The 22,029-nt window shown below is 31.7% G+C and carries 12 protein-coding genes; 2 read left to right on the top strand and 10 right to left on the bottom strand.

Going from position 1 to position 22,029, the window contains the following annotated elements; all coding sequences use genetic code 11:
• Nucleotides 1–5 precede the first annotated feature (5 nt).
• The 3 genes from Q0K54_RS01210 to Q0K54_RS01200 all read right to left on the bottom strand — a co-directional run bounded on the left by Q0K54_RS01210 (nt 6) and on the right by Q0K54_RS01200 (nt 9,265).
• On the bottom strand, nt 6–5,519 hold the full coding sequence (locus Q0K54_RS01210; RefSeq protein WP_294578021.1) for a hypothetical protein: 5,514 nt from the start codon (nt 5,517–5,519) through the stop codon (nt 6–8).
• A gap of 271 nt (nt 5,520–5,790) precedes the next feature.
• The gene (locus Q0K54_RS01205; RefSeq protein WP_294578020.1) at nt 5,791–7,470 is read right to left on the bottom strand and encodes an ABC transporter ATP-binding protein; all 1,680 of its coding nucleotides are present in this window, start codon (nt 7,468–7,470) and stop codon (nt 5,791–5,793) included.
• Nucleotides 7,463–9,265: an ABC transporter ATP-binding protein/permease gene (locus Q0K54_RS01200; protein ID WP_294578019.1), complete on the bottom strand. Its 1,803-nt coding sequence runs from the start codon at nt 9,263–9,265 to the stop codon at nt 7,463–7,465. The genes Q0K54_RS01205 and Q0K54_RS01200 overlap by 8 nt, the downstream gene beginning before the upstream one ends.
• 191 nt (nt 9,266–9,456) lie before the next feature.
• On the opposite strand from Q0K54_RS01200, the gene ald reads away from it, so the two are divergent.
• Nucleotides 9,457–10,566 carry an alanine dehydrogenase gene (ald, locus tag Q0K54_RS01195; RefSeq protein ID WP_294578018.1) on the top strand — a complete coding sequence of 370 codons (1,110 nt, stop codon included), beginning with the start codon at nt 9,457–9,459 and terminating at the stop codon, nt 10,564–10,566.
• 77 nt (nt 10,567–10,643) lie between these two features.
• On the opposite strand, the gene Q0K54_RS01190 is transcribed toward ald, so the two are convergent.
• From Q0K54_RS01190 to Q0K54_RS01175, 4 genes are all read right to left on the bottom strand, one after another.
• Nucleotides 10,644–12,044 (bottom strand): glycoside hydrolase family 32 protein, encoded by a 1,401-nt coding sequence (locus Q0K54_RS01190; protein WP_294578017.1) that lies wholly within the window; start codon nt 12,042–12,044, stop codon nt 10,644–10,646.
• A gap of 11 nt (nt 12,045–12,055) precedes the next feature.
• Nucleotides 12,056–13,954, bottom strand: coding sequence for a sucrose-specific PTS transporter subunit IIBC (locus Q0K54_RS01185; RefSeq protein WP_294578016.1), 1,899 nt, complete (start codon nt 13,952–13,954; stop codon nt 12,056–12,058).
• Nucleotides 13,955–14,090: 136 nt separating this feature from the next.
• A complete protein-coding gene (locus tag Q0K54_RS01180; RefSeq protein ID WP_294578015.1) occupies nt 14,091–15,095 on the bottom strand; it encodes a LacI family DNA-binding transcriptional regulator in 1,005 nt (334 codons plus the stop codon).
• Nucleotides 15,096–15,184: 89 nt separating this feature from the next.
• Nucleotides 15,185–16,276: a site-specific integrase gene (locus Q0K54_RS01175; RefSeq protein WP_294578014.1), complete on the bottom strand. Its 1,092-nt coding sequence runs from the start codon at nt 16,274–16,276 to the stop codon at nt 15,185–15,187.
• Nucleotides 16,277–16,506: 230 nt separating this feature from the next.
• Between Q0K54_RS01175 and Q0K54_RS01170 the strand changes: the two genes are divergently transcribed.
• The gene (locus tag Q0K54_RS01170; RefSeq protein ID WP_294578013.1) at nt 16,507–17,838 is read left to right on the top strand and encodes an aspartate kinase; all 1,332 of its coding nucleotides are present in this window, start codon (nt 16,507–16,509) and stop codon (nt 17,836–17,838) included.
• Between the two features lie 13 nt (nt 17,839–17,851).
• Here Q0K54_RS01170 and glpK read toward each other — a convergent pair whose 3' ends face one another.
• The 3 genes from glpK to Q0K54_RS01155 all read right to left on the bottom strand — a co-directional run bounded on the left by glpK (nt 17,852) and on the right by Q0K54_RS01155 (nt 21,814).
• Entirely contained in the window at nt 17,852–19,345 is a 1,494-nt protein-coding gene (gene glpK, locus Q0K54_RS01165; protein WP_294578012.1) for a glycerol kinase GlpK, read from the bottom strand.
• A 112-nt stretch (nt 19,346–19,457) separates the two neighbouring features.
• Nucleotides 19,458–20,333, bottom strand: coding sequence for a DMT family transporter (locus Q0K54_RS01160; protein WP_294578011.1), 876 nt, complete (start codon nt 20,331–20,333; stop codon nt 19,458–19,460).
• Nucleotides 20,334–20,371: 38 nt separating this feature from the next.
• On the bottom strand, nt 20,372–21,814 hold the full coding sequence (locus tag Q0K54_RS01155) for a glycoside hydrolase family 1 protein (RefSeq protein WP_294578010.1): 1,443 nt from the start codon (nt 21,812–21,814) through the stop codon (nt 20,372–20,374).
• Between the last annotated feature and the right edge of the window lie 215 nt (nt 21,815–22,029).

The following is a 22,029-nucleotide window of genomic DNA, read 5'->3' as shown; positions in this document are numbered from 1 at the left end:
ACCTCCTATTCAAAAATTTGAGTAACTGATTCAAATCCATAAACATTAATTACACCACTACCACCAGTAGTAGTACCGTCATATATGTTTTCAAATTCAGCTGTTAAAATGATATCTCCAGTTGAAGTTTGATATTTACTTATATCTTCTAATGTATTTAAAGCAATAACTACTTCTGATTGTACTGGACGATAAGCGCTACCGCTATATACCTCGGTAACTGTATAAGTCACACCTGTTTCAATTGGTAAATCAGTTAAAGTATTTGCTGTAAACTTACCACTGCTATTTGCTACTACTCCAATCATACCATGGTAAATTTCAACATTTTCACCGGCGCTGTTTACTTTAGTACCCGTTACTTCAAAGACAAACGTACCACCTTTGAAAGTCTGATTATAATCTTTTAAAACCTTAGTAATTGACATTGAACCATTTTGTCCTACATATTCATAAGAATTAGTAATCGTAATCATTTCAACTTGATCAACTGTTAAATCAATAATTTGATCATCCTTATCACCACTAGTATCTTGATAATCAGTAGTCAAATTATAATTAGCTACTTCACCATTAATCTCTTCAACTTGATAATTACCAGTTGGTAATCCATTAAAGGTTACTTCATTTTCCCCTTTAATGACTAATTGTGCTTCACCATTATTAAATATTATCGTTGTAACACCATCACTAGCTATAAAGCTTGAACCATCAGGTATTTCGTTATTAGTTATTTTAAATGAATAATTCATGTTAACAGCTTCTTCATATTGATTAGTATTTTCATCAATATCTTTTTTAATCGTTAATGAAGTTTGCTTATAAGTATTTGTCACGGTTACTATTTTTTCAACTCCAGGTTCTAAAGCCACGTTACCGTTTGTATGATTATCACCAGAATTATCGATGTAACTAGTATCTAATTCATAGCCATCTACATTACCATTAATTTCTCTAACAATATAATGTCCTTCTGGTAAACCAGCAAAGCTAATGGTTTCATTAGCATTAATATTTATTAAGGCTTTGTTTCCGGTAAATGTGATCTGTTTATTTCCACTTGTTGAAACAAAAGTCATACCAGCAACATTTGCATCTGTAATAATTTCAAATTGATATTCTTTAGTATCGGCATCAGGATATTGGTTATCTTCACCAATTGCTTTATGTAATGTTAAGATCGTATCTTCAACAGTTAGATCATTAGTAAAAGATGCCAGGTGTTCTTGATCATAATTATTTAAGTTAAGCTTGATTTCAATTCCAGCACTACCTTCACTAACCGTAATATTTTTTGAAGCTAAGCCTTCAGTATCTTCAAAAATAGTATAAGTACCTAATGTTAGATCATCTAATTTAATGTTATTTACTGCTTTTCCATCTTTAATTTCAATTTCATAAATTTGATTAAATCCATCAGGACCAGCTACATTAAATTTATAAATTCCATCAACCAGGTTACTACCAGCAGCATCTTCTCCATTAATAGTTACTTTTTTAGTAATTTCTAAACTACCTTTAACTGTTTTATTATTAGTAAATGAAACCAAAGCGACACTTGCTTCATTACCACCAGTAACTTGTATTGTTTTTGCAGCACTATCACCCTCATTTACTACTAATTCCATTCCTTTAGGAATATCGATTTCTTCAATCTTATATTCACCAGGTTCTAGATTAGTTAACGTCTTACTGTTTTCTTTACCATCTGTAATTTCAATACTTACTTCTTTTTCATAGCCACTAGGACCAGTTACCTTAAATTTATAAGTTCCATCAGCTAAATTAGTTTCGGTAGCATTACCATTAACTGTAACATTTTTAGTAATTTTTAAACTACCAACATCTTGATTATTAGTAAATGAAGCTGTGGCTACTTGAATAGAACCACTAGTATTTTTATCTATGACCACAGTAGCTACATTATTTTCAACACTGCCACTACTTGAAACATTAACTAATTCAAGCCCTCCATTATCAATTTCTGTAACCGTATAAGTTCCAGGTTTTAATCCTGTTAACTTGACACTGTTAGAAGTTTCACCCTTAGCAACTTTAACGCTAACAGTTTTTTGATAACCATCAGGTCCGCTTACTTCAAATTTAAAAGTTTGATTACTTAAGGCTCCAGTATTTTGACCATTTACTGTAACATTTTTAGTAATTTCTAATTCACCTTCACTATAGTAATTAGTAAAGGTCGCTGTTATTTGTGACTCGACTGTATCATTAGCTGTGATTTCTACATCAACATAGTTAGTTGTACCATCATTTACAATAACATCATCACCAACACCTACTTCAGTAATTCGATATTTACCAACTTCTAAGCTAATATCTTTGATTGAATTAGTTGTTTCACCGTCGATTAAAATTGTTTTAACGATAGTTTCGAAACTTGGATCAATTTCACCACTATCATTTAGTTTATTAATATTAAAAGTAAAAGTTGTATTTTTAATACTATCAGTAGCATTACCATTTAATGATACATTCTTTTTGATTGTTAGATAACCAACCTCAATCTTTTTATTATTAGTAAATGTTATTGAATGACTTAAATTATCCGCATCAATAGTTACTTTAGCATTTTTTGCATCAAGATCTTCTTCATTACTATCGATTTGAATACTATATAATAAGCTGCTATCTACTTCACTAATTGTATAAGTATCTTCTGGCAGATTAATAATTTCTTGTGAAGCGCTAGCTCCATTTTCAATTTTTATTGCTACTTTATCAAATGAACCATTAGTATCATAAAGATATTGCTTAGTTGACTCATCATAACTTAATTTAATTACTTCACCAGCACTATTTTTTATCGTAAATTCATAAGTTCCATCAGCAATATAACCTAATGATGATTCACCATTACCTAATACTGCTTTGGTAATCTTTAAGCTACCAACATTTATATTATTGTTAAAGATGATTTCTGGTGTCTGATTACTTGAAATATTTACAGTTTGACCTTGCATCGATACTGTATCATTATCTTTAACTTGGTAATTTCCAATACCGCCCGTTACACTTTTTAACATAACGTTATCTGGTAAGTTAGTTAAATCTTCTACTACGGCATAGTTACCAACTGGCAAGTTAGTCACTCTAACCGTTTTAGATACTCCGTTTTCTATCGTTAGTGATAAATCTTTAACTAAATCTTCTTCAGCTGTACCGACATATTCATAAACAGTACCACTATCATCTTCACTAACTCGATAATAATTTAACTCATTATTACCTTGCATAATTTTAAAACTATATGTTCCATCAGCCAAAGTAGTATTTGTCGCACTATTATTAACTAAAACGTTTTTAGTTATTTCCAAACTTCCAGTTTCAGTTTTATTATTAGTAAAACTTATCGCTTGAACCTGTGCTGTTTGACCAGCTTCAACTGCAATTGTCGTTCCAGCTAAATTTTCTAAAACATTACCACCAGTAATAGCTGTAACTTGCATATTTTCAGGTACATTTACTTCAGCAATTGTATAATTTCCCGCTGGTAAACCAGTAACGGTAACTGCAGCTTCCTGATTACCATTTATCGTTATGATTGGATTAGTAAATTGGCCACCTTGTCCAACATAAACATAAGTCTTATTTTCTAAATCAAAATTAAAACCAGTTATTGCATTACCGTCTTGAGTAATTGAAAACTCAAAATTAGTATTTTCAATTGATGATGTCGGAACATCATTTAAAGTTACTTTTTTAGTAATTGTAAAACTTCCCACATCACGGTTATTAGTAAATTCTGCTGTTGGAATATTAGTTGTTTCATTAGCAACAACTGTTACTTTAACTTCATTATTACCAACTAAAGACATTCCAGCTGGTAAACTATTTGTTCTTTCTTTTACGATGTAATCACCAGGTTCTAATCCACTAACTTGTGTTTCCCCACTAACACCATTAGTTACTGGAACATTTATTCCTTCTTTAATAAGATTAGTTCCCGTTGCGTCGTAAATATCAAATGTATATGTTCCATTAACAAGCTGAGCTGTTGATGAAGTTGCTTGTACACTATTTAATGTCACATTCTTTTTGATATTTAGACTACCAGTATTATTACTTGGAACATTAGTTACACTTACATTAAAATTAGTTTGTTCTGTAGTAATTATTTCGATTAACTTAATATGATGAATTTCGCAATTTGGATGGCTTGCTGTATTAGAAATTACAGCTCCATTTGTAGATTGTGTACAAGAGATTGTTGCATTAGGAGCCAATAATGTACCTAATCCACCATTATACCCGATACTTCCATCAAAAGATGAATAACTATTACCATCAGTTGTATAAAAATTCCATAAAACACTATTAGCAATTTTATTCCACCCCATTGGAGAATTTCCATCAATCGGACATCCTTGCACCGTAAAACTATTACCGTTATTTTTAGCATTAGTACAATCGACATTTATAACTAGAAATTTTCCATCTGTAGTTAATCCATTATTATTCCAATCATTATTATCATCAATCAATTGACCATTTTCGCTAATAACTGGATTACCATCAGTAGTAATTTTTGTGTAATCTATTCCCGTACCATCTGCGGTTAATTGGATATTGACTACTTTTACGTTATTTGAACTAACTGCAGTCGCCAATTCTGCTGAAAAATCAGCTAAGTTCTTTAATTCATTATCAAAATCGATTGGAAATTCTCCAGTTACTTGATTCACATTAACATTTGGTCCCAATTTGTAATTTAATCCATCAACACCTGTCACAACATTTTGGTTATTATTATCTGATGAATATTGATTATTCTGTCCAATAACTACTGTTGCTTTCTCGCTGTTGTTAGACTGAAATAATTCAATTGATTCATTACCATTATAAAAATTTTCAATATATGAAGTATTTCCCACGCCGGTTGTTGGTGTGACAATAGTATTTGATCCTGAAGTACTACTTACAGTTACTTGATAATCTTGACCATTGATTACCCCTGTGCTTCCAGTTATTGGACCATTATCACCTATCTCAAAGAAATAATATTCTGTTCCAGGTAACATGCCAGTAGTATCCATATTGGCAGAACCTTGACCAGTTAAATCTGTAGTAACATTTACAGTTTTAATCAATGTATAACTTCCATCTGGATTTTTTTGATAAGCACCGATAGTAAAAGTTTGTTCCGAAGTAATTTCACCTTCTAAACTTTTAGAAATAGTAATATTAAACTCTTTTTGATTTGTATAAGTATAAACACTATCACTATTTCCCAAATTACTAGAAGCACCTAAAAGGTTCTCTACTGCAATGCTACCTTCCATATGGTTATTGTTATTAAAATTTTTGGCAAAAACTGCAAAATTATTTGCAATGCCTAATCTCTCAATAATCTCATTTCGGTCATATGCATCACTAGTTTCAATATCTTCACTAGTCGCATATGCCAATCCAGCACTTACAAACATACCGAATATCAATAAGATTGCCACAATACGTTTTAAATGCTTTGGCCTTTTTAATGATTTCAATATCCTGTTCATTTCCTTTTCTCCCTTTCTTTATTTATTACCTCTCTAGCCCAAATCATAAATAATTAAATATACAGAGCTACACCATACTTTTAATTACGTCACTATTATAACAAAGTAACATCACAACTTTGTCACGTTAATTTAATTTTAGGGAAAATAGATGAAATTTCTGTTGAAGGTATCATAAAAAAAAGTAAAATCTTGACATTATTTAACATTAAAAAATATATTTTAAATCATAAAAAATATTAATAAAAAGATCTGAAGAAAATCCTCAGATCTAAGCTATTTCGATAATATGTTTATTTTGTAATTTAATAATTCGTGAGCATCCAGAAAGCGAAGATGGTCGATGAGAAACTATTAACCAGGTCTTATCTTTAAATTGTTCATCTAATGTTTTTAATAATGCTTTTTCGTTTAAAACATCTAAACTGCTTGTTGGTTCGTCCATAACTAAAATATCAGGATTAACCAACAATACTCTGGCAATTCCAATTCTTTGCTTTTCACCTCCAGATAACCGATTTTGTAATTCACCCATTTGGGTTTCATATTGTTCTGGTAAGGTCATTATTAGCTCATGGATTCCAGCCATTTTTGCCGCATTGATAATTTCTTCATCACTGGCATCTGGTTTTCCTAATGCAATATTAGCTTTAATTGTATCATCAAAAATAAAAGTATCTTGTTGCAATGTTCCTATTCGATTACGTAAATCAATCAGTGAATATTCTTTGATATTAACACCATTAATCAATATTTCACCACTAGTAACATCATAAAATCTTAGCAACAAACGAATTAACGTTGATTTACCAATACCACTTTCACCAACTAAACCAATTTTATCTTTAACATTGATAATCAAATTTAAATTTTCAACAACTGATTTATTAGTTTCTGGATATTTAAAAGTAACATCGACGAATTCAATTTCTTTGATTTTATCAAGTGGTTTAGGATCATCGGCTTCAACAACTGGAAGCTCCATATCTTCTAAATCAAAGTATCTTTGCGCAGCACCATATGTTTCAATCAAACTCGAAACTACTGTTGTAAGTGACTGCGTTGAAGAAAAAGATGCTGAAACCAAAAATGATAATATTATCACTGCAGTTATATTAACATCACTGTTTAATGCTAAATAAGAAGCAACTGCAATAACAATTATTCTTGATAAATAGATAAAAAATGTTGGTAATGACACTACAAGCCGACGATGATAAGCTAGTAAATGTGTTGAACGATTAATATCTTGATTAACCTTTTTTAATTCCTCACTACGTTGTTTACCATAATCAAAAATTTGAATTTCTGATAGACCATAAATACTATCTAATAAAAACGCTTTAAGCGTTCCTAATTTTTGACGATAACTTAAACCAATATTACGTCCTAACTTTACTGCAATTAATGGTAAAGCAATACTAATAATTAAATAAATGGGTAGTAAAGTAATGACAAACAAAGAATTAATCGTTCCAGCAACAATTAGAGTAATTACTGGCAATAAGATTACAGTAAATAATGGTCCAATGGTATGAGCAAAAAAGAACTCAATTGTTTCAATATCAGAAATAGCGATAGACATAATATCACCACTTGTTTGATTACTTAAACCACCAGGTGCTAATTGACGCAAACGACCAAACATATCTACCCGCATCTTAGCTAATAATTCATAAGATCCGGCATGTGAAAATAATCCCTCTAAATATCGACATATCACAATTAAAATACCACTGATAGTCATTAAAATAGCATAAATAGTACTATTTAAAGCATCAAGTTTTCCAGCCAAACTTAAAATAAAGCAAGCTCCAAACCCCATTAAACCTAAATGCATCGCATTTCCAACAATACTTACGATTGTTGAAATAACAAAATATTTTTTCTGTAATAAAGCAATCTTCAATAATCTTTTCGTTAAGGCTAATAATGATGATTTTTTATTCATAATTCAACCTCTGCTTTCCATGATTTTCTAATAATTCTTGTTCTTTAACTAATTGATAATATTCTCCTTGTTTTTCTAATAACTCTCTATGACTTCCTTGTTCCACAAGTCTTCCTTGATTTAAAACAATGATATTATCAGCATGTTGAATCGTTGAAAGACGATGAGAGATAATAATTAAAGTTCGTGATTGTTCCAATTCTTTTATACACTCCCAAATTTCATCTTCACTTTCTCGATCAACACTTGAAGTTGCTTCATCAAAAATAATATATGGCGCATCACTTAATAATGCCCTTGCTAAACCAATTTTTTGGCGCTGTCCTCCTGATAGTTTACTACCACTATCACCTAAATCAGTTGATAATCCTTCAGGTAGACTAACAAGCCAGCTATATAAATGAACTTGTTTTAAAACATTTAATATTTCCGTAATTGAAGCATCCGGTTTAGCAATTCTTAAATTTTCTTCCAAACTACCACCAAAAATACTAACTTTTTGGGGTACCATGATAATATTCTTACGTAATTGTTCCGGACTTTGATTTAAATAACCTTGGCCTTCAAAAAATAAATAACCGCTATCAGGATCAATAAACCGCATGATCATACTAGCTAACGTACTTTTACCACAACCACTTTTACCAACAATAGCCGTTGTTTTTCCTTTAGGAATCGCAAAAGATAAATTATTTAAAACTAATCGTTTTTCATGATATTTAAAATTAATATCTTTACCAATAATTCCCTGGTAATTATGTAAGTATGTTAAATCATCTTTTGAATAATTTTTCAATATTTCTTGATCTGTTTGCGCTTCTGTTTGTGATTTTCTTTCAGTATTCAAATCTAAGATTTCTTCAACTTTAATCGTAGCTGCAATTCCTGAAAGAGCATCATGGGTTACATTCATCAACTGACGAATTGATGCAAAAAAACTATATGAAAGCATTAAAACTAAGATAGCCTGACTGACATCCAATCGCCCCTGACTCATTTGATAACAGCCAATAATTGTAGCAATCACTACCCCGGCATAAATCAGACCATCAGAAACTAAAAAAGAAGTAAAGTTCATTTTCATAATTGACATTGTACTTTGATTAAACACATCAGCTTTATTTTTTAGATGATCATGACGTGTTTGATCTTGGTTAAATAATTTTAATGTCACTAAGCTTTTTAAGCTTTCAAGATAATAACTAGTTAGTTCTTGAAAACTAGTCCAATATTCTTTTTTCAATTGATCGATCATTGATCTAAAGTAGTTATTTAATAACGGTAATGCAAATGAAATTACCAATAAAATAGCGGCAACTAATAACGAAGTATCTTTTAACTGAAAAAATAATAAAATCGGTGCTAACAAGCTATAAATCAGACTTGGTAAATATCGAGTGTAATAAACCTGCATTAATTCCACACCGTCACCAACACTGCTGATGGCATTACTAGCTCCAATAATTTCAACTTTTCCAACATCTAATTCTAGAATTTTATCAAAAATCTGTTTTCTTAAAGAAATTCTAGCTTTAGCTTCACAACGATATTCGGCCTCACCAGTTAATAAATCAGCAATTAAAATCAAAACTGATGCTAGAAGGGCACTAATAACTGCGCCAAACAGCTCATTTTGTGATAATGAAGGCTGATATAAATCTCCTAAAAATGTTGCAATAGTTTTAGAAAACAAAATCGTTCCAACTAATGTCACCATTTTAAGTACCGCAATAATTACGATCCATCCTCGGACCCCTTTTGACATCTTAATCAGTGTTTTATTTATTAATAACATTTTTTTCCTCCCACTAACATCGTCTTTTATAAAAAGACCCTTGGCAACAAAAATATAGGCTTATTATCCTATATTTAATATTTAAAAGCAACAATTTAGATAACTCCTTTCGATAATTATTTTGTTTATTTGGATGAATGATGTTACAATTAAAGTAATAAATTTATAATGGAAAGAAGGTAATTTTTATCATGATAGTGGGAATTCCAAAAGAAATCAAAAATAATGAAAATCGTGTAGCAATGACACCAGCTGGAGTTTATGCATTATCTCAAGCGGGACATCAAGTTTATGTTGAAACCCAAGCCGGAAACGGCAGTGGTTTTAGTGACAAAGAATATCAGGAAGCCGGAGCTATTATTAGTGAAGTTACTGAAGTTTTTGCCAAGGCTAATTTAATTATTAAAGTTAAAGAATATTTAGAAAGTGAATATCAATATTTAAGAGAAGATCAAATGGTCTTTACTTATTTGCATATTGCCAATAATGAACCGTTTGCCAAAGCCTTAATAGACAGCAAAACAACTGCTATTGCTTATGAAACTGTTGAAGCTGATCACTCACTACCCTTACTGACACCAATGAGTGAAGTTGCTGGAAGGATGGCCGTTCAAATTGGAGCTAATTTACTTCTTAAATATAATGGAGGTCAAGGAATTTTATTAGGTGGTGTTTCTGGTGTTTTACCAGCTAATGTCGTAATTATTGGTGGTGGTAAAGTTGGTCTAAATGCTGCAAAAATGGCTTTAGGCTTAGGCGCTAATGTTCAAGTATTTGATATCAATGCCAAAACTATGGCTTATATCGATGATATTAGTAACGGTACTATTCATACGGTCTATAATAACGTTTATAATTTAAAAGCTGCGATTAAAAATGCTGATTTAGTTATTGGAGCTGTCTTATTACCGGGAGCTAAAGCTCCAAAAATCGTCACTGAAGAGATGGTTAAAACTATGAAAAAAGGCAGTGTCATCGTTGATGTAGCAATTGACCAGGGTGGCTGCATTGAAACTTGTGATCATACGACAACCCATGATGATCCAACTTTTATCAAACATGGAGTCGTTCATTATTCTGTAGCTAATATGCCTGGAGCCGTTCCTCGAACATCTACAATTGCTTTATCAAATGCCACTTTACCTTATATTTTGAAGTTAGCTAACCAAGGTTTAGAGGCTTTAAAAGCTAATCCAGGATTTATGAAAGGTTTAAACACTTATCAAGGTCATTATACTTGTAAAGCTGTAGCTGAGGCTTTAAATAGTCAATATGTAAGCATAGATGAATTATTAAAATAATAGTCAAAAAAAAGCATTTTACCACTTGATAAAATGCTTTTTTACCATTTATATATGGACAATGGCTTCAATAATCCTTAGATTATTTTATAACTATTTAACTCATAGTAAGAACATAGAATACTGGTGTCAATAGATATTTCAAGTTGTTTACTATGATCATATATGCGAGTTGTAAGGGCATATTCACCATTATTGATGAATATCTCTAATGATGAAACATCAGAGAAAATAGTCATGTTTTCAAAATTATCAATAACAATATGTCGAGCATCACGACCATAACCACTTTCTTTCATTGATAAAGTAAGTAGATGATCATGATAAGTGATCGATGCATCACTTCTAAGTTTAATTTCAAACTCATGATTATTTACGGGTAAATATAACTCAAATACATTAGTATTGCAAGTTATTTTTTGGTTATTTTTAATTTTTACATCTTTTTTACTTTTTCTTAATTTTTTCGTTTCATTAATTGGATATTGATAAACTTTCCCATTTCGATAAGTTAATTGTCGTGGTAAAGTTAAAGCATGTTGCCAATGATAATCTACGGTAGGATTGGTATATGGTACATCTGGTAATCCCATCCAGCCAATAATTATCGTCCGTTTATTTTCATCTTTAAATAATTGTGGCGCATAAAAATCAAAGCCATGATCAAATTCTACAAATTCACTTAAGGTATATTCTTTTTCAATGTCACCATCGACAATAAAATAACCATTTTGATAAATATTTTCATAATTATAGCCTATTTTTTTTACCCCCTGAGGACAGCAGAATAAAATCATTTGTCCTTCTAACTCCACTAGATTAGGACACTCCCACATATAGCCAAATGGTTTTGTCGTACTAATACGATTAATTAATTCAAACTGTTTTAAATCAATAGAACGATATAATAAGCAACAACCAACATCATCTTGTTGTCTAGCACCTAAAATCATTAAATAATGATCACCTTTTTTAATTACCTGTGGATCACGAACATGTAGAGTTACATCAGTAGGATAATCACTATTTTTCATTAAACAGATTTTATTTTTTAAATTAATCCCATCTTGACTAAGTACCATCATCGTATTATGTTCTCTACCAGTGTGAATATAATCATGATTACCAGGATGCTTAACATTTCCGGTATAGTAATAATAAATCTGATCATTAGCCACAATAGCACTCCCTGAATAAACTCCAGATTGATCTTCTTTGGTATCCGGGTATAAAGCCACAGGTTCATTTTTAAAAGTAATAAAATCTTTAGTACTATAATGTCCCCAATATTTATCGCCACCGCGACAATTATCCGGTGAATATTGATAATAGATATGATAAACTCCATGATATTGACACAATCCATTAGGATCATTTAGCCACCCGATTGGTGGCATTAAATGATACGCTAATCGATATTCATCTTTAATTGCCTGTTGTTCAATTGTTTTAATTTCTTTATCACTAAGACAAGCCATCATATTTTCTCCTATTTTAATTTCATTATATCTTGATTTAAATTCACTTCACCATCAACAATGATATCAAATTCATTTTGACTGGTAATTACAACAGGAGTCGCAGTGGCACAACCAGCTTTTTCAATCATATCAAAATCTATTTCAATTAATTTATCACCTTGTTTTACTTGCTGTCCTTCGCTTACTAATACATTAAATGGTTTACCTTCTAATTTAACAGTATCTAATCCAATATGAATTAATAATTCAACACCATCAGCAGTTTTAATACCTAAGGCATGTTTCGTTGGAAAAATCATCGTAATCGTTCCGGCTACTGGAGCTACTAAACAATCATTAGTTGGGAAAATTACTACCCCATCTCCCATCATTTTTTGAGCAAAAATCTCATCTGGTGCTTCAGTGATTGGAGCTACTTTACCTGCAAGTGGTGCCCCGATCACTTTTGTTTTAACATTTTCAATTATTTTTGATTTTGATTGATCAGTTTCACTAGGCTGTTTTCCTTCATTTTTCTTATATAACACAATTGTTAAGACGAAAGCTACTACAATACTAATGATCATACCAATAGCGAAATTTAACCAAGAATGAGCAGGGATAGAAATAAATCCCGGTAAACCAGCTGCTCCTAAAGCAATTGATAATGTTCTTGTAGCGGCCAAGTAGGCACTTCCGGCTGCTGAACCAATCATTGCGGCAACAAATGGATATTTAAGTTTTAAAGTAACCCCAAACATCGCTGGTTCCGTGATTCCAAGCAATGCTGAAATTCCTGATGCTGAACAAATACTTTTTAATTTTTTATCTTTAGTTACTAATAAAATTGCTAATACGGCTGCCCCTTGTGCAACGTTAGACATTGATGCTGTTGGGAAAATAAATGACCCACCAGTTGTTTCTACGGCTGCAAGTAACTGGGTTTCTACTGCAATAAAACTATGATGCATACCAGTTAGACAGATTGGTGCATAGAAAAATCCAAAAATAGCACCACCGAATAAACCTAAAGTATTATACATCCAAGAAATACCATCTGATAATAAGACACCAGCTTGTCTTAATACCGGACCAACGATAATAAAAGTAATAAATCCAGTGATTAAAGTTGAAAGTAATGGTGTTGTAAGATTATCTAACCAGATAGGAGTAACTTTATGCAATCTTTTTTCGATATTAGCTAAAATCCATGAAACTCCTAATACTGGTAAAACAGTTCCCTGGTAACCAACTGCTTCAATTGTTAATCCAAAAATATTCCAAGTTGGCACTTCAACTCCAGCACTACCATATGAATAAGCATTCAATAAATCAGGATGAACCATGATCATCCCCATAGCGGCTCCTAAATATGGGTTACCACCAAATTTTTTAGTAGCACTAAATCCAATCAAAACTGGTAAAAAAGTAAAAGCGGCATTTGAAAAAATATTGATCATTGCAGCTAGATCTGCCCATTGAGGATAAGCTTCAATTAAACTCTTTCCCGCAAAAAATAAACCTTCAGCTGTTAAAATATTATTAATTCCCATTAATAACCCGCCAGCAACAATGGCTGGAATAATTGGAACAAAGATATCACTTAATAACTGTACTGCTCTTTGTAAAATATTTCCCTCTTTTTCTTCCTCTTGAGGTTGTGTTGTTTCATCGGGTTTAATCCCTAGAATCTTCGTTACCTCATCACAGACCAAATTGACTAAACCTGGTCCTAAAATAATTTGATATTGCCCCTTTGCCAAAAATGTTCCTTTGACTACTTCAATATCTGTTAATGCTTCTTCGTTGATTTTACTTTCATCAACTAAGTTTAAACGTAATCTAGTAGCACAATGCATTGCACCACTAATATTACTGGCCCCACCAACATTTTCAATGATGTCTTGGGCAATCTTGTTGTAATCCATCTTTTCTCCTCCTCTTATATGGTATCGGTTCCATATCCATAATATATACCTTAATTTTTATTAAGTCAATAGCTTTTCATAAAAAAATGGTACCGATACCATAATTCATTAAAAAAAGCAATGATCTTTAAAATCATTACTTTTCATCAGATAAATTTTTAACACTATTTCCTAAAATCAAATGATAATCTACCAACTGTAAATTAGGAACTTTATTTCCTTCAATCAGATCAATAATTGTCTTTCCCGCTAAAACACCAGTTTCCTCATTATTAAATCTGACAGTTACCAGACTTGGAGTAATAAAATAAGATGTTTCATAACCACCAAAACCAATCAAAGAAATATCATCAGGCATCTTTAAATCTAACTCATTAATCGCCTTCAAACACCCTAAAGCAATATTATCAGTAGCACCTATCATAATAGTTGGCCGTTTTTTCTTTAAATATTCACGAGATTGTTTGTATGCTTTTTCCATTGAAAAATCTGTTTCAACAATATCAATATCACTAACCCCATATTCTTTCAAACCATTTAAAACCCCATCTTTACGATTGATTCCAACAGCCTCATCTTTACCATTGACCCCTAAATAACAAACTGATTTATGTCCCATCCTAGCAGCATATTTTCCAACATCATATCCAGCATTATAATCATCATTAATAATCGAGATTCCAGCACCATAACGCTGAGCCACAAATAACAATGGAATATCCAATTTAGCTGCAATCGTCTGATGCGCTAAAGTTACTGTTGTAGCCATTAGAATAATTCCATCGACATTCATTCGCCATAACTGTTCGATTGATGTTAATTCGCGCATTTCATCATGGTTAGTATTGATGATCAAAGTAGTATAGCCTTGATCTTTTAAATATTGATCAGCTGTCATCAATACTCTTGATGTAGTAATCGAATCCAGACATGGAGCTATGATTCCAATCACTTTTGAATATTTAGCTTTCAATGATTGGGCAATAGTACTGGGTTCATAGTGACATTCTTCAATCACTTTTTTGATTTTATCTCTTGTTTCTTCTTTTACATAACCACCATTAAAATAACGTGAAACCGTACTTTTACCGACTCCAGCCATTTTAGCGATATCACTCATGGTATATTTTTTTTCTTTCATATAATAACCTCGATTAAAAAATGACGGGACTTTCTCCCCGTCTAATTAGTTTAATTCTACTCCATTTTATTTCTACGGTCAAATACTATTTAACGCTTGATAAAATCAACTTTATTGATCATTTCATGTTTCATCTTCAAATTAGGATGAACATATCGATCCATTGTGATATTTACACTTGAGTGTCCTAAGATTTCACTTAATGTTCGATCATCCATACCTGAGGCAATACATAAAGATGCAAAAGTATGTCTGAGAGTATGAAAATTAGTATCTCTAATTTCTAGTTTCTGTAACAATTTTTTAAAATATCTGGTCAGCTGACGTGGCTCTACCCATGATTGACTGCCACTTAAAATAAAATCATTTTCATGATAATTATTTGTTTTTAAGATTGGAATGATGATTTCGGGCATCGGAATTATCCGTTTTGAAGTTTTGGATTTAGGAGTGCTCAAAATTATTCTTGTTTTCTGATCATAGTCAGAAACTTTAATTCGCTGTAATGTATGATGGATTTTGATGACATGATTTTCTAAATCAATATCTTTTTTTCTTAATCCACATAATTCACCGATTCGTAAACCACAGCATAAACTCAAACCTATTCCTATGTTTAATGAGGTCGGTTGTTCTTGAATATAATCGAGTATTTTTAAATAATCCTTTTTCTCTAAAACATAACGCTTGTCTTTACTTTTTTTCTTTTTTGGTAATACGATATTATGAATTATTTCATTGACTAAACCAAAATTATAAGCATACTGAAAAGTTTCTTTAATGATGAATAAAACTGTTTTTAAAGTACTTTCTGATAATCCATTTCCATCATGACGACCACTAGTTGCCAGATGCTCTAAAAAACGATTAATTTTAATCGTGTCTAGTGACTTTAAATTACGATTTCCTAACTCAGGCATGATATATAATCGAGCACTAGCTAAATATTTATTATAACTTTGTAATTTAACGCTCCCTTTTATATATCTAAGCCAATCATTAATAACATCTTTGAATAAAACATGATTGATAGTGACATTTTCAATTAACGTATCACTGCTGCAATCAAGAATTTCTACTTCCGGATAAATATCAGTATAAACCGAAGTGCAAATCGTATTTCCATTAATATCCCGTCCTAAACTTATCTTGATTTCATAATTTCTCTTTGTTTTTTCCATAATCTACCTCTCAATGTAATTTTTTATATATTGTAACTTTGACAAGATAGAAAGATAAATATCCCTGTTTTTAAAACAGATTTTAATGGGTTGATTATTAATATTATTTCCAAGTCAGCTTATCTATAAACTCCGAGATGATTTTTTAAAAATAATTTTAATATTTTATTGATGTATTCATCAAAAAATGTTATTTTTTATTAAGACATTTTATACAGGGGGAAAACTTGATGATTAAAGTAGTTAAATTTGGTGGCTCTTCGCTTGCCGATGCCACTCAATTTGAAAAAGTTGCCAAGATAATCAAAAGTGATGAATCAAGACGTTTTGTCGTGCCTTCAGCACCAGGAAAAAGATTTAAAGAAGATACAAAAGTTACTGATTTGCTTTATCAGGCATATAACAGTGAAAACCAAACAGATTTTGAACAAACTTTTGCCTTAATTAAAAAACGTTATCAAGATATCATTGATGATTTGAAACTCGATCTATCACTTGAAGATGAATTTAAAGTAATTAAACAGGCTTTTATTGATAAAATTGGAATTGATTATGCTGCCAGCCGTGGGGAATATTTAAATGGTATTGTTTTAGCTAATTATTTAGGATTTGAATTTATTGATGCTAAAGGAGTAATCTTTATTGATAGTCATGGAAATTATGATCATAAAAAAACTGACAAAATCTTATCAAAAAGATTATCTGAAGTTAAAAACTGTGTTATTCCAGGATTTTATGGTTCTTTAAATGATGGTAGTGATACTATTAAAACTTTCTCACGTGGGGGAAGTGATATTACTGGTTCCATCGTCGCTCGTAACGGTCATGTTGATTTATATGAAAACTGGACTGACGTTTCTGGCTTTTTAGTAGCCGATCCACGAATTGTCAAAAATCCGGATACTATCGGTACGATCACTTATAAAGAATTACGAGAACTTTCATATATGGGAGCAAGCGTTTTACATGAAAACTCAATTTTCCCAATTCGTAATGAAGGAATTCCAATCCAAATCAAAAATACTAATCGGCCTGAAGATGCCGGTACTTTAATTGTGGAAACTACTTGCCACAAACCAGATCATGTCATTACTGGTATCGCCGGTAAACAAGGATATGCTACTATCAGCATTGAAAAAGATATGATGAATAGTGAAGTTGGTTTTGTACGTAAAGTTTTACAAGTGTTAGAAGATAATGAATTATCAATTGAACATGTTCCTTCAGGTATTGATACTATGAACGTAATCGTTGAAACAGATAATTTTATTGATAAAGAACAAAAGATTCTTTCTGGTATTCATCGAGCAGTTCATCCAGATTCAATTGAATTAGAATCTGATCTAGCGTTAATTGCCGTAGTTGGACGAGGAATGCGTGATACCCAAGGGATTGCCGCTAAAGTTTTCACTGCCTTAGCAAATGCAGGAATTAATATTAGAATGATCGATCAGGGCTCATCTGAATTAAATATTATTGTCGGTGTTAAAAATCGTCATTTCAAAAAAGCCATCAAAGCTATTTATAAAACATTTATTGATGAAGAAAAGAATCAGGCCTAAAAACCTGATTCTTTTACATTTCTTTCCATTGTAACGTAAAGCGTACTGCCTTGTCCCATCCTTTTAATATTTCTAAACGCTGACTTGATTTCATTTCTGGTTTAAACTCATGGTCTAATTGCCAATTATTTATTATATCATCCTTACCGCTCCAAAAATTAGTAGCCAAGCCCGCTAAATACGCTGCACCTAATGCTGTTGTTTCAACACATTGAGGACGGTTAACTAAGCAATTAGATATATCACTTTGAAATTGCATTAAAAAATCATTTTGACTGGCACCACCATCAACTTTTAACTTAGTTAAGGCAATTTTTGTATCTTCCTGCATGGCTTTTAAAACATCATTGGTCTGATAAGCTATCGATTCCAAAGCCGCGCGAATAAAGTGTTCTTTAGTGCAACCACGAGTTAAACCAACGATAGTACCTTTAGCATATGGATCCCAATAAGGAGCTCCTAAACCCGTAAACGCTGGTACAATATATACTCCATTAGTATCTTTTACTTTCATAGCATATTCATATGATTGCGGCGTATTTTCAATCATCTTCAAGCCATCTCGCAGCCATTGCATCAACGCGCCAGCGACAAAAACACTTCCTTCCAGGGCATATTGTACTTGATTATTTTCACTAGCAGCAATCGTGGTAATCAATCCATTTTTTGAATGATAGACTTTTTCACCGGTATTCATCAATAAAAAACAACCTGTACCGTAAGTATTTTTGGCTTCACCTGGTTCAAAACAACATTGCCCAAATAGTGCTGCCTGTTGATCACCAGCCGCTCCAGCAACTGGTATCTGACCACCTAAAATTCCCGTCTGACTCTGTCCATAAATATAGCTTGATGGTTTAACTTCAGGTAACATACTTCTTGGAATATTAAAATAATCTAATAACGTTTGATCCCAGCAGAGCTGATGAATATCAAATAACATCGTTCTTGAAGCATTAGTATAATCAGTTACATGAACCTTACCACCCGTCAAATTATAAATCAGCCATGTATCGACAGTTCCAAATAACAATTTATCTTCATCAGCCAGTTGTCTGGCTCCCGGAACATTTTGTAAGATCCAGGCAATTTTTGAAGCTGAAAAATAAGCATCCGGTATCAAACCGGTTTTTTCAATGACATATTCTTGCATCCCGTCAGCAACTAATTGATCAATCATATCGGCAGTTCGTCGACATTGCCAAACAATCGCATTATAAATTGGTTCGCCCGTTTCTTTATTCCAAACGATTGTTGTTTCCCGCTGATTAGTAATGCCAATTCCGGCAATATCTTGAGCCTTGATTCCTTTTTTGGCCATAGCCTCAATTGCTACTGCCAGTTGCGAAGACCATATTTCCATCGGATCATGTTCAACCCAGCCCGGTTGGGGAAATATTTGTTCAAATTCTTTTCTAGCGATGGCTTTAACATTACCATGACGATCAAAAATAATACAGCGTGAACTAGTGGTTCCCTGATCTAAAGCCATTACATATTTTGCCACTTTATTTTCCTCCTTATATTTCATCATTTATCTTAACTAGATTCTAACATATTCTTTACTAAATAAATATGAACTAAAGATAAAAAAAACTAGCATCATGCTAGTATTAATTTTATTTGTCAGTCGCTTTTGATGAATTACTCATAATTAAATAAGTAATCGCTCCTAAAATCAAAAAACAACCGATCAATTTTAATATCGTTAATTGTTCACCTAAAATTAAAACACCAAAAATCAAACTGGTAACTGGTTCAAACATACTTAAGATTGATGCAGTAGCTGCTCCAAGATAACGAACTCCCAGTTGCAGACAAATTATTCCGACAATTGAAGTTAATATAGCAATTATAAACGAATAACCATATGCCATTACAGGCAATACTAACACTAACTGCCCACTAATCAAACCAAAAATAAACAGAACCAAAGCAATAACGATTGCAAAATAAAAATTTAAAACATAGGGATTTAATACTTGTAAACCCGATTGTTCAATTCCTACTAAATAATAAGCAAAAGTAATTCCTGATAATAAGGCTAAAATAATTCCTATTGAAGAAGACCCGCCTAATTCAATAAAAAAGACGATTCCAATACTGGCAATTACTAAACAATATTTAATCGCTTTAGACATTTTTTGATGATAATAAAAAGTGCAAATCAATGAAACAAATAATGGATAGAGAAAATGGAGTACCGTTGCTGTTCCAACTTGAATATAACTATAAGAAGTATATAACATACCAATAGTTAACGCAGTTCCAATAATCCCGATTTGACAAATCTTCTTTAATTGCTTCAAAGTAATTTTAAAGTTTAATCTTTGAATTTTAATAATCAAAAATAAAACCGGAATAACAAATAGATGCCGAAAAAAAGCCATCGTAATTCCATTACTTCCCATTGAATATGTAAGTTTAGCTAAAATTGGTGTAAAACCAAAAATAACAGCTGATAAAATAGTTAAAAAATAACCCCGTACTTTCATTAGACCTCCAAAAAAATAAATGTGTTTGCACACATCTATTATCCCAAATCTTCACCATTAGTTTCAATAACTTTTTTATACCAATAGAAAGATTCTTTTCTTCTTCTTGCAAAATCTCCAGTTCCATCATCATATCTTTCAACAAAGATAAAACCATAACGTTTTTCCATTTCACCAGTTGAAGCTGAAACTAAATCAATACATCCCCAAGGAGTATATCCTCTTAAGTCAACACCATCTAACACAGCTTCATACATTTGTTCAATATGTTTTCTTAAATAATCAACACGATAGTCATCTCTAACTTTACCATCATCATCAATTTTATCATGAGCTCCTAAACCATTTTCTACAACGAAAATTGGTAATTGATAACGATCCCAAATTTCATTCAATGAATAACGTAATCCTTCAGGATCAATTTGCCATCCCCAATCACTAGCTTTTAAATAAGGATTAGGTACGCCACCTAAAATATTACCTTTACCAGCAACTTGTTTTTCAGGATCAGCAGTTTGACAATTTGACATATAATAAGAACATGTATAGAAATCTACTGGTCCACTAGCTAAAATTTCATCATCACCAGGTTCCATTTTAACTTCAATATTATTATCTTTAAAATATCTTTTAATATAATTTGGATATTTACCACGGCATTGGACATCACTACAGAACCAATTCATTAAATGATTCTTTTGTTGATTTTCTACTTCATCTGCTGGATTACAAGTCAAAGCATAACTTGTTGCCATAATTTGCATACATCCTACTTTGTTTTCTGGATCAATTTCATGAGCCATTTTAACTGCTAAAGCACTAGCTAAGAATTGATGATGCAATCCTTGGAACCGATTGTTAGGAACATCAACTTGATCCATGAAATCCATTGGTTTGATTTCATTTAAAATTCCTTGTCCTAAAAAACCACCCATAGCAGTTGTAGCACTATTAATTTCATTAAATGTTAACCAGTATTTTACTTTACCTTTATAACGAGTAAAAATTGCTTTACAGAAATTCAAATAACAATCGATCATCCGACGATCTACCCAGGCATTCCATTTTTTAGTTAAATTAAATGGTACTTCATAGTGAGAAATAGTAACCATTGGTTCAATATTATACTTTAAGCATTCATCAATTAATTCTTCATAGAATTTCAAACCAGCTTCATTTGGTTCGCTTTCATCACCATTTGGAAAGATTCTTGTCCAGGCAATAGAAAAACGATACATTTTAAATCCCATTTCTGCAAATAAAGCAATATCCTCTTTAAAACGATGATAATGATCAATCGCATCATGTGAAGGATAAAAAGTACCTTCTTCTAATTCAGGTGTAATTCTTTTACTTCTTGTAGCTGTACCACCAGTACAAATATCTGGACAAGAAATACCTTTACCTCCTTCTTGCCATCCTCCTTCTAATTGATTAGCAGCAGTAGCGCCACCCCAATAAAATCCTTTTGGAAAACTCATACCTTACCTCCTTATTTTTCTTCATTACTTCTATTATAACTGATATTAATTATTAATACAAAATAATTTCATTTTGCGAAAAATACTGTCTGATTCAAATATGATAATGTCTTAATGTAACAAGATTGATAATGTCCCAACATGTTGGGACATTATCAAAAAAATGCTATACTATAAACCTCACATTTTAAATTGGAGGTTTTGATTATGAGAAA

Origin of the sequence: uncultured Thomasclavelia sp. (genome assembly GCF_944324745.1) — a bacterium.
Classification (GTDB): Bacteria; Bacillota_I; Bacilli_A; order Erysipelotrichales; family Coprobacillaceae; genus Thomasclavelia.
The sequence above is the reverse complement of the archived record's forward strand: the minus strand, read 5'-3'. Positions and strand labels throughout refer to the sequence as shown.

Bases quoted from the DNA above. Each gene is read 5' to 3' on its own strand.
- Q0K54_RS01210 (WP_294578021.1), bottom strand. From the start codon at position 5,519: ATGAACAGGATATTGAAATCATTAAAAAGGCCAAAGCATTTAAAACGT.
- Q0K54_RS01205 (WP_294578020.1), bottom strand. From the start codon at position 7,470: ATGAATAAAAAATCATCATTATTAGCCTTAACGAAAAGATTATTGAAG.
- Q0K54_RS01200 (WP_294578019.1), bottom strand. From the start codon at position 9,265: ATGTTATTAATAAATAAAACACTGATTAAGATGTCAAAAGGGGTCCGA.
- ald (WP_294578018.1), top strand. From the start codon at position 9,457: ATGATAGTGGGAATTCCAAAAGAAATCAAAAATAATGAAAATCGTGTA.
- Q0K54_RS01190 (WP_294578017.1), bottom strand. From the start codon at position 12,044: ATGGCTTGTCTTAGTGATAAAGAAATTAAAACAATTGAACAACAGGCA.
- Q0K54_RS01185 (WP_294578016.1), bottom strand. From the start codon at position 13,954: ATGGATTACAACAAGATTGCCCAAGACATCATTGAAAATGTTGGTGGG.
- Q0K54_RS01180 (WP_294578015.1), bottom strand. From the start codon at position 15,095: ATGAAAGAAAAAAAATATACCATGAGTGATATCGCTAAAATGGCTGGA.
- Q0K54_RS01175 (WP_294578014.1), bottom strand. From the start codon at position 16,276: ATGGAAAAAACAAAGAGAAATTATGAAATCAAGATAAGTTTAGGACGG.
- Q0K54_RS01170 (WP_294578013.1), top strand. From the start codon at position 16,507: ATGATTAAAGTAGTTAAATTTGGTGGCTCTTCGCTTGCCGATGCCACT.
- Q0K54_RS01160 (WP_294578011.1), bottom strand. From the start codon at position 20,333: ATGAAAGTACGGGGTTATTTTTTAACTATTTTATCAGCTGTTATTTTT.
- Q0K54_RS01155 (WP_294578010.1), bottom strand. From the start codon at position 21,814: ATGAGTTTTCCAAAAGGATTTTATTGGGGTGGCGCTACTGCTGCTAAT.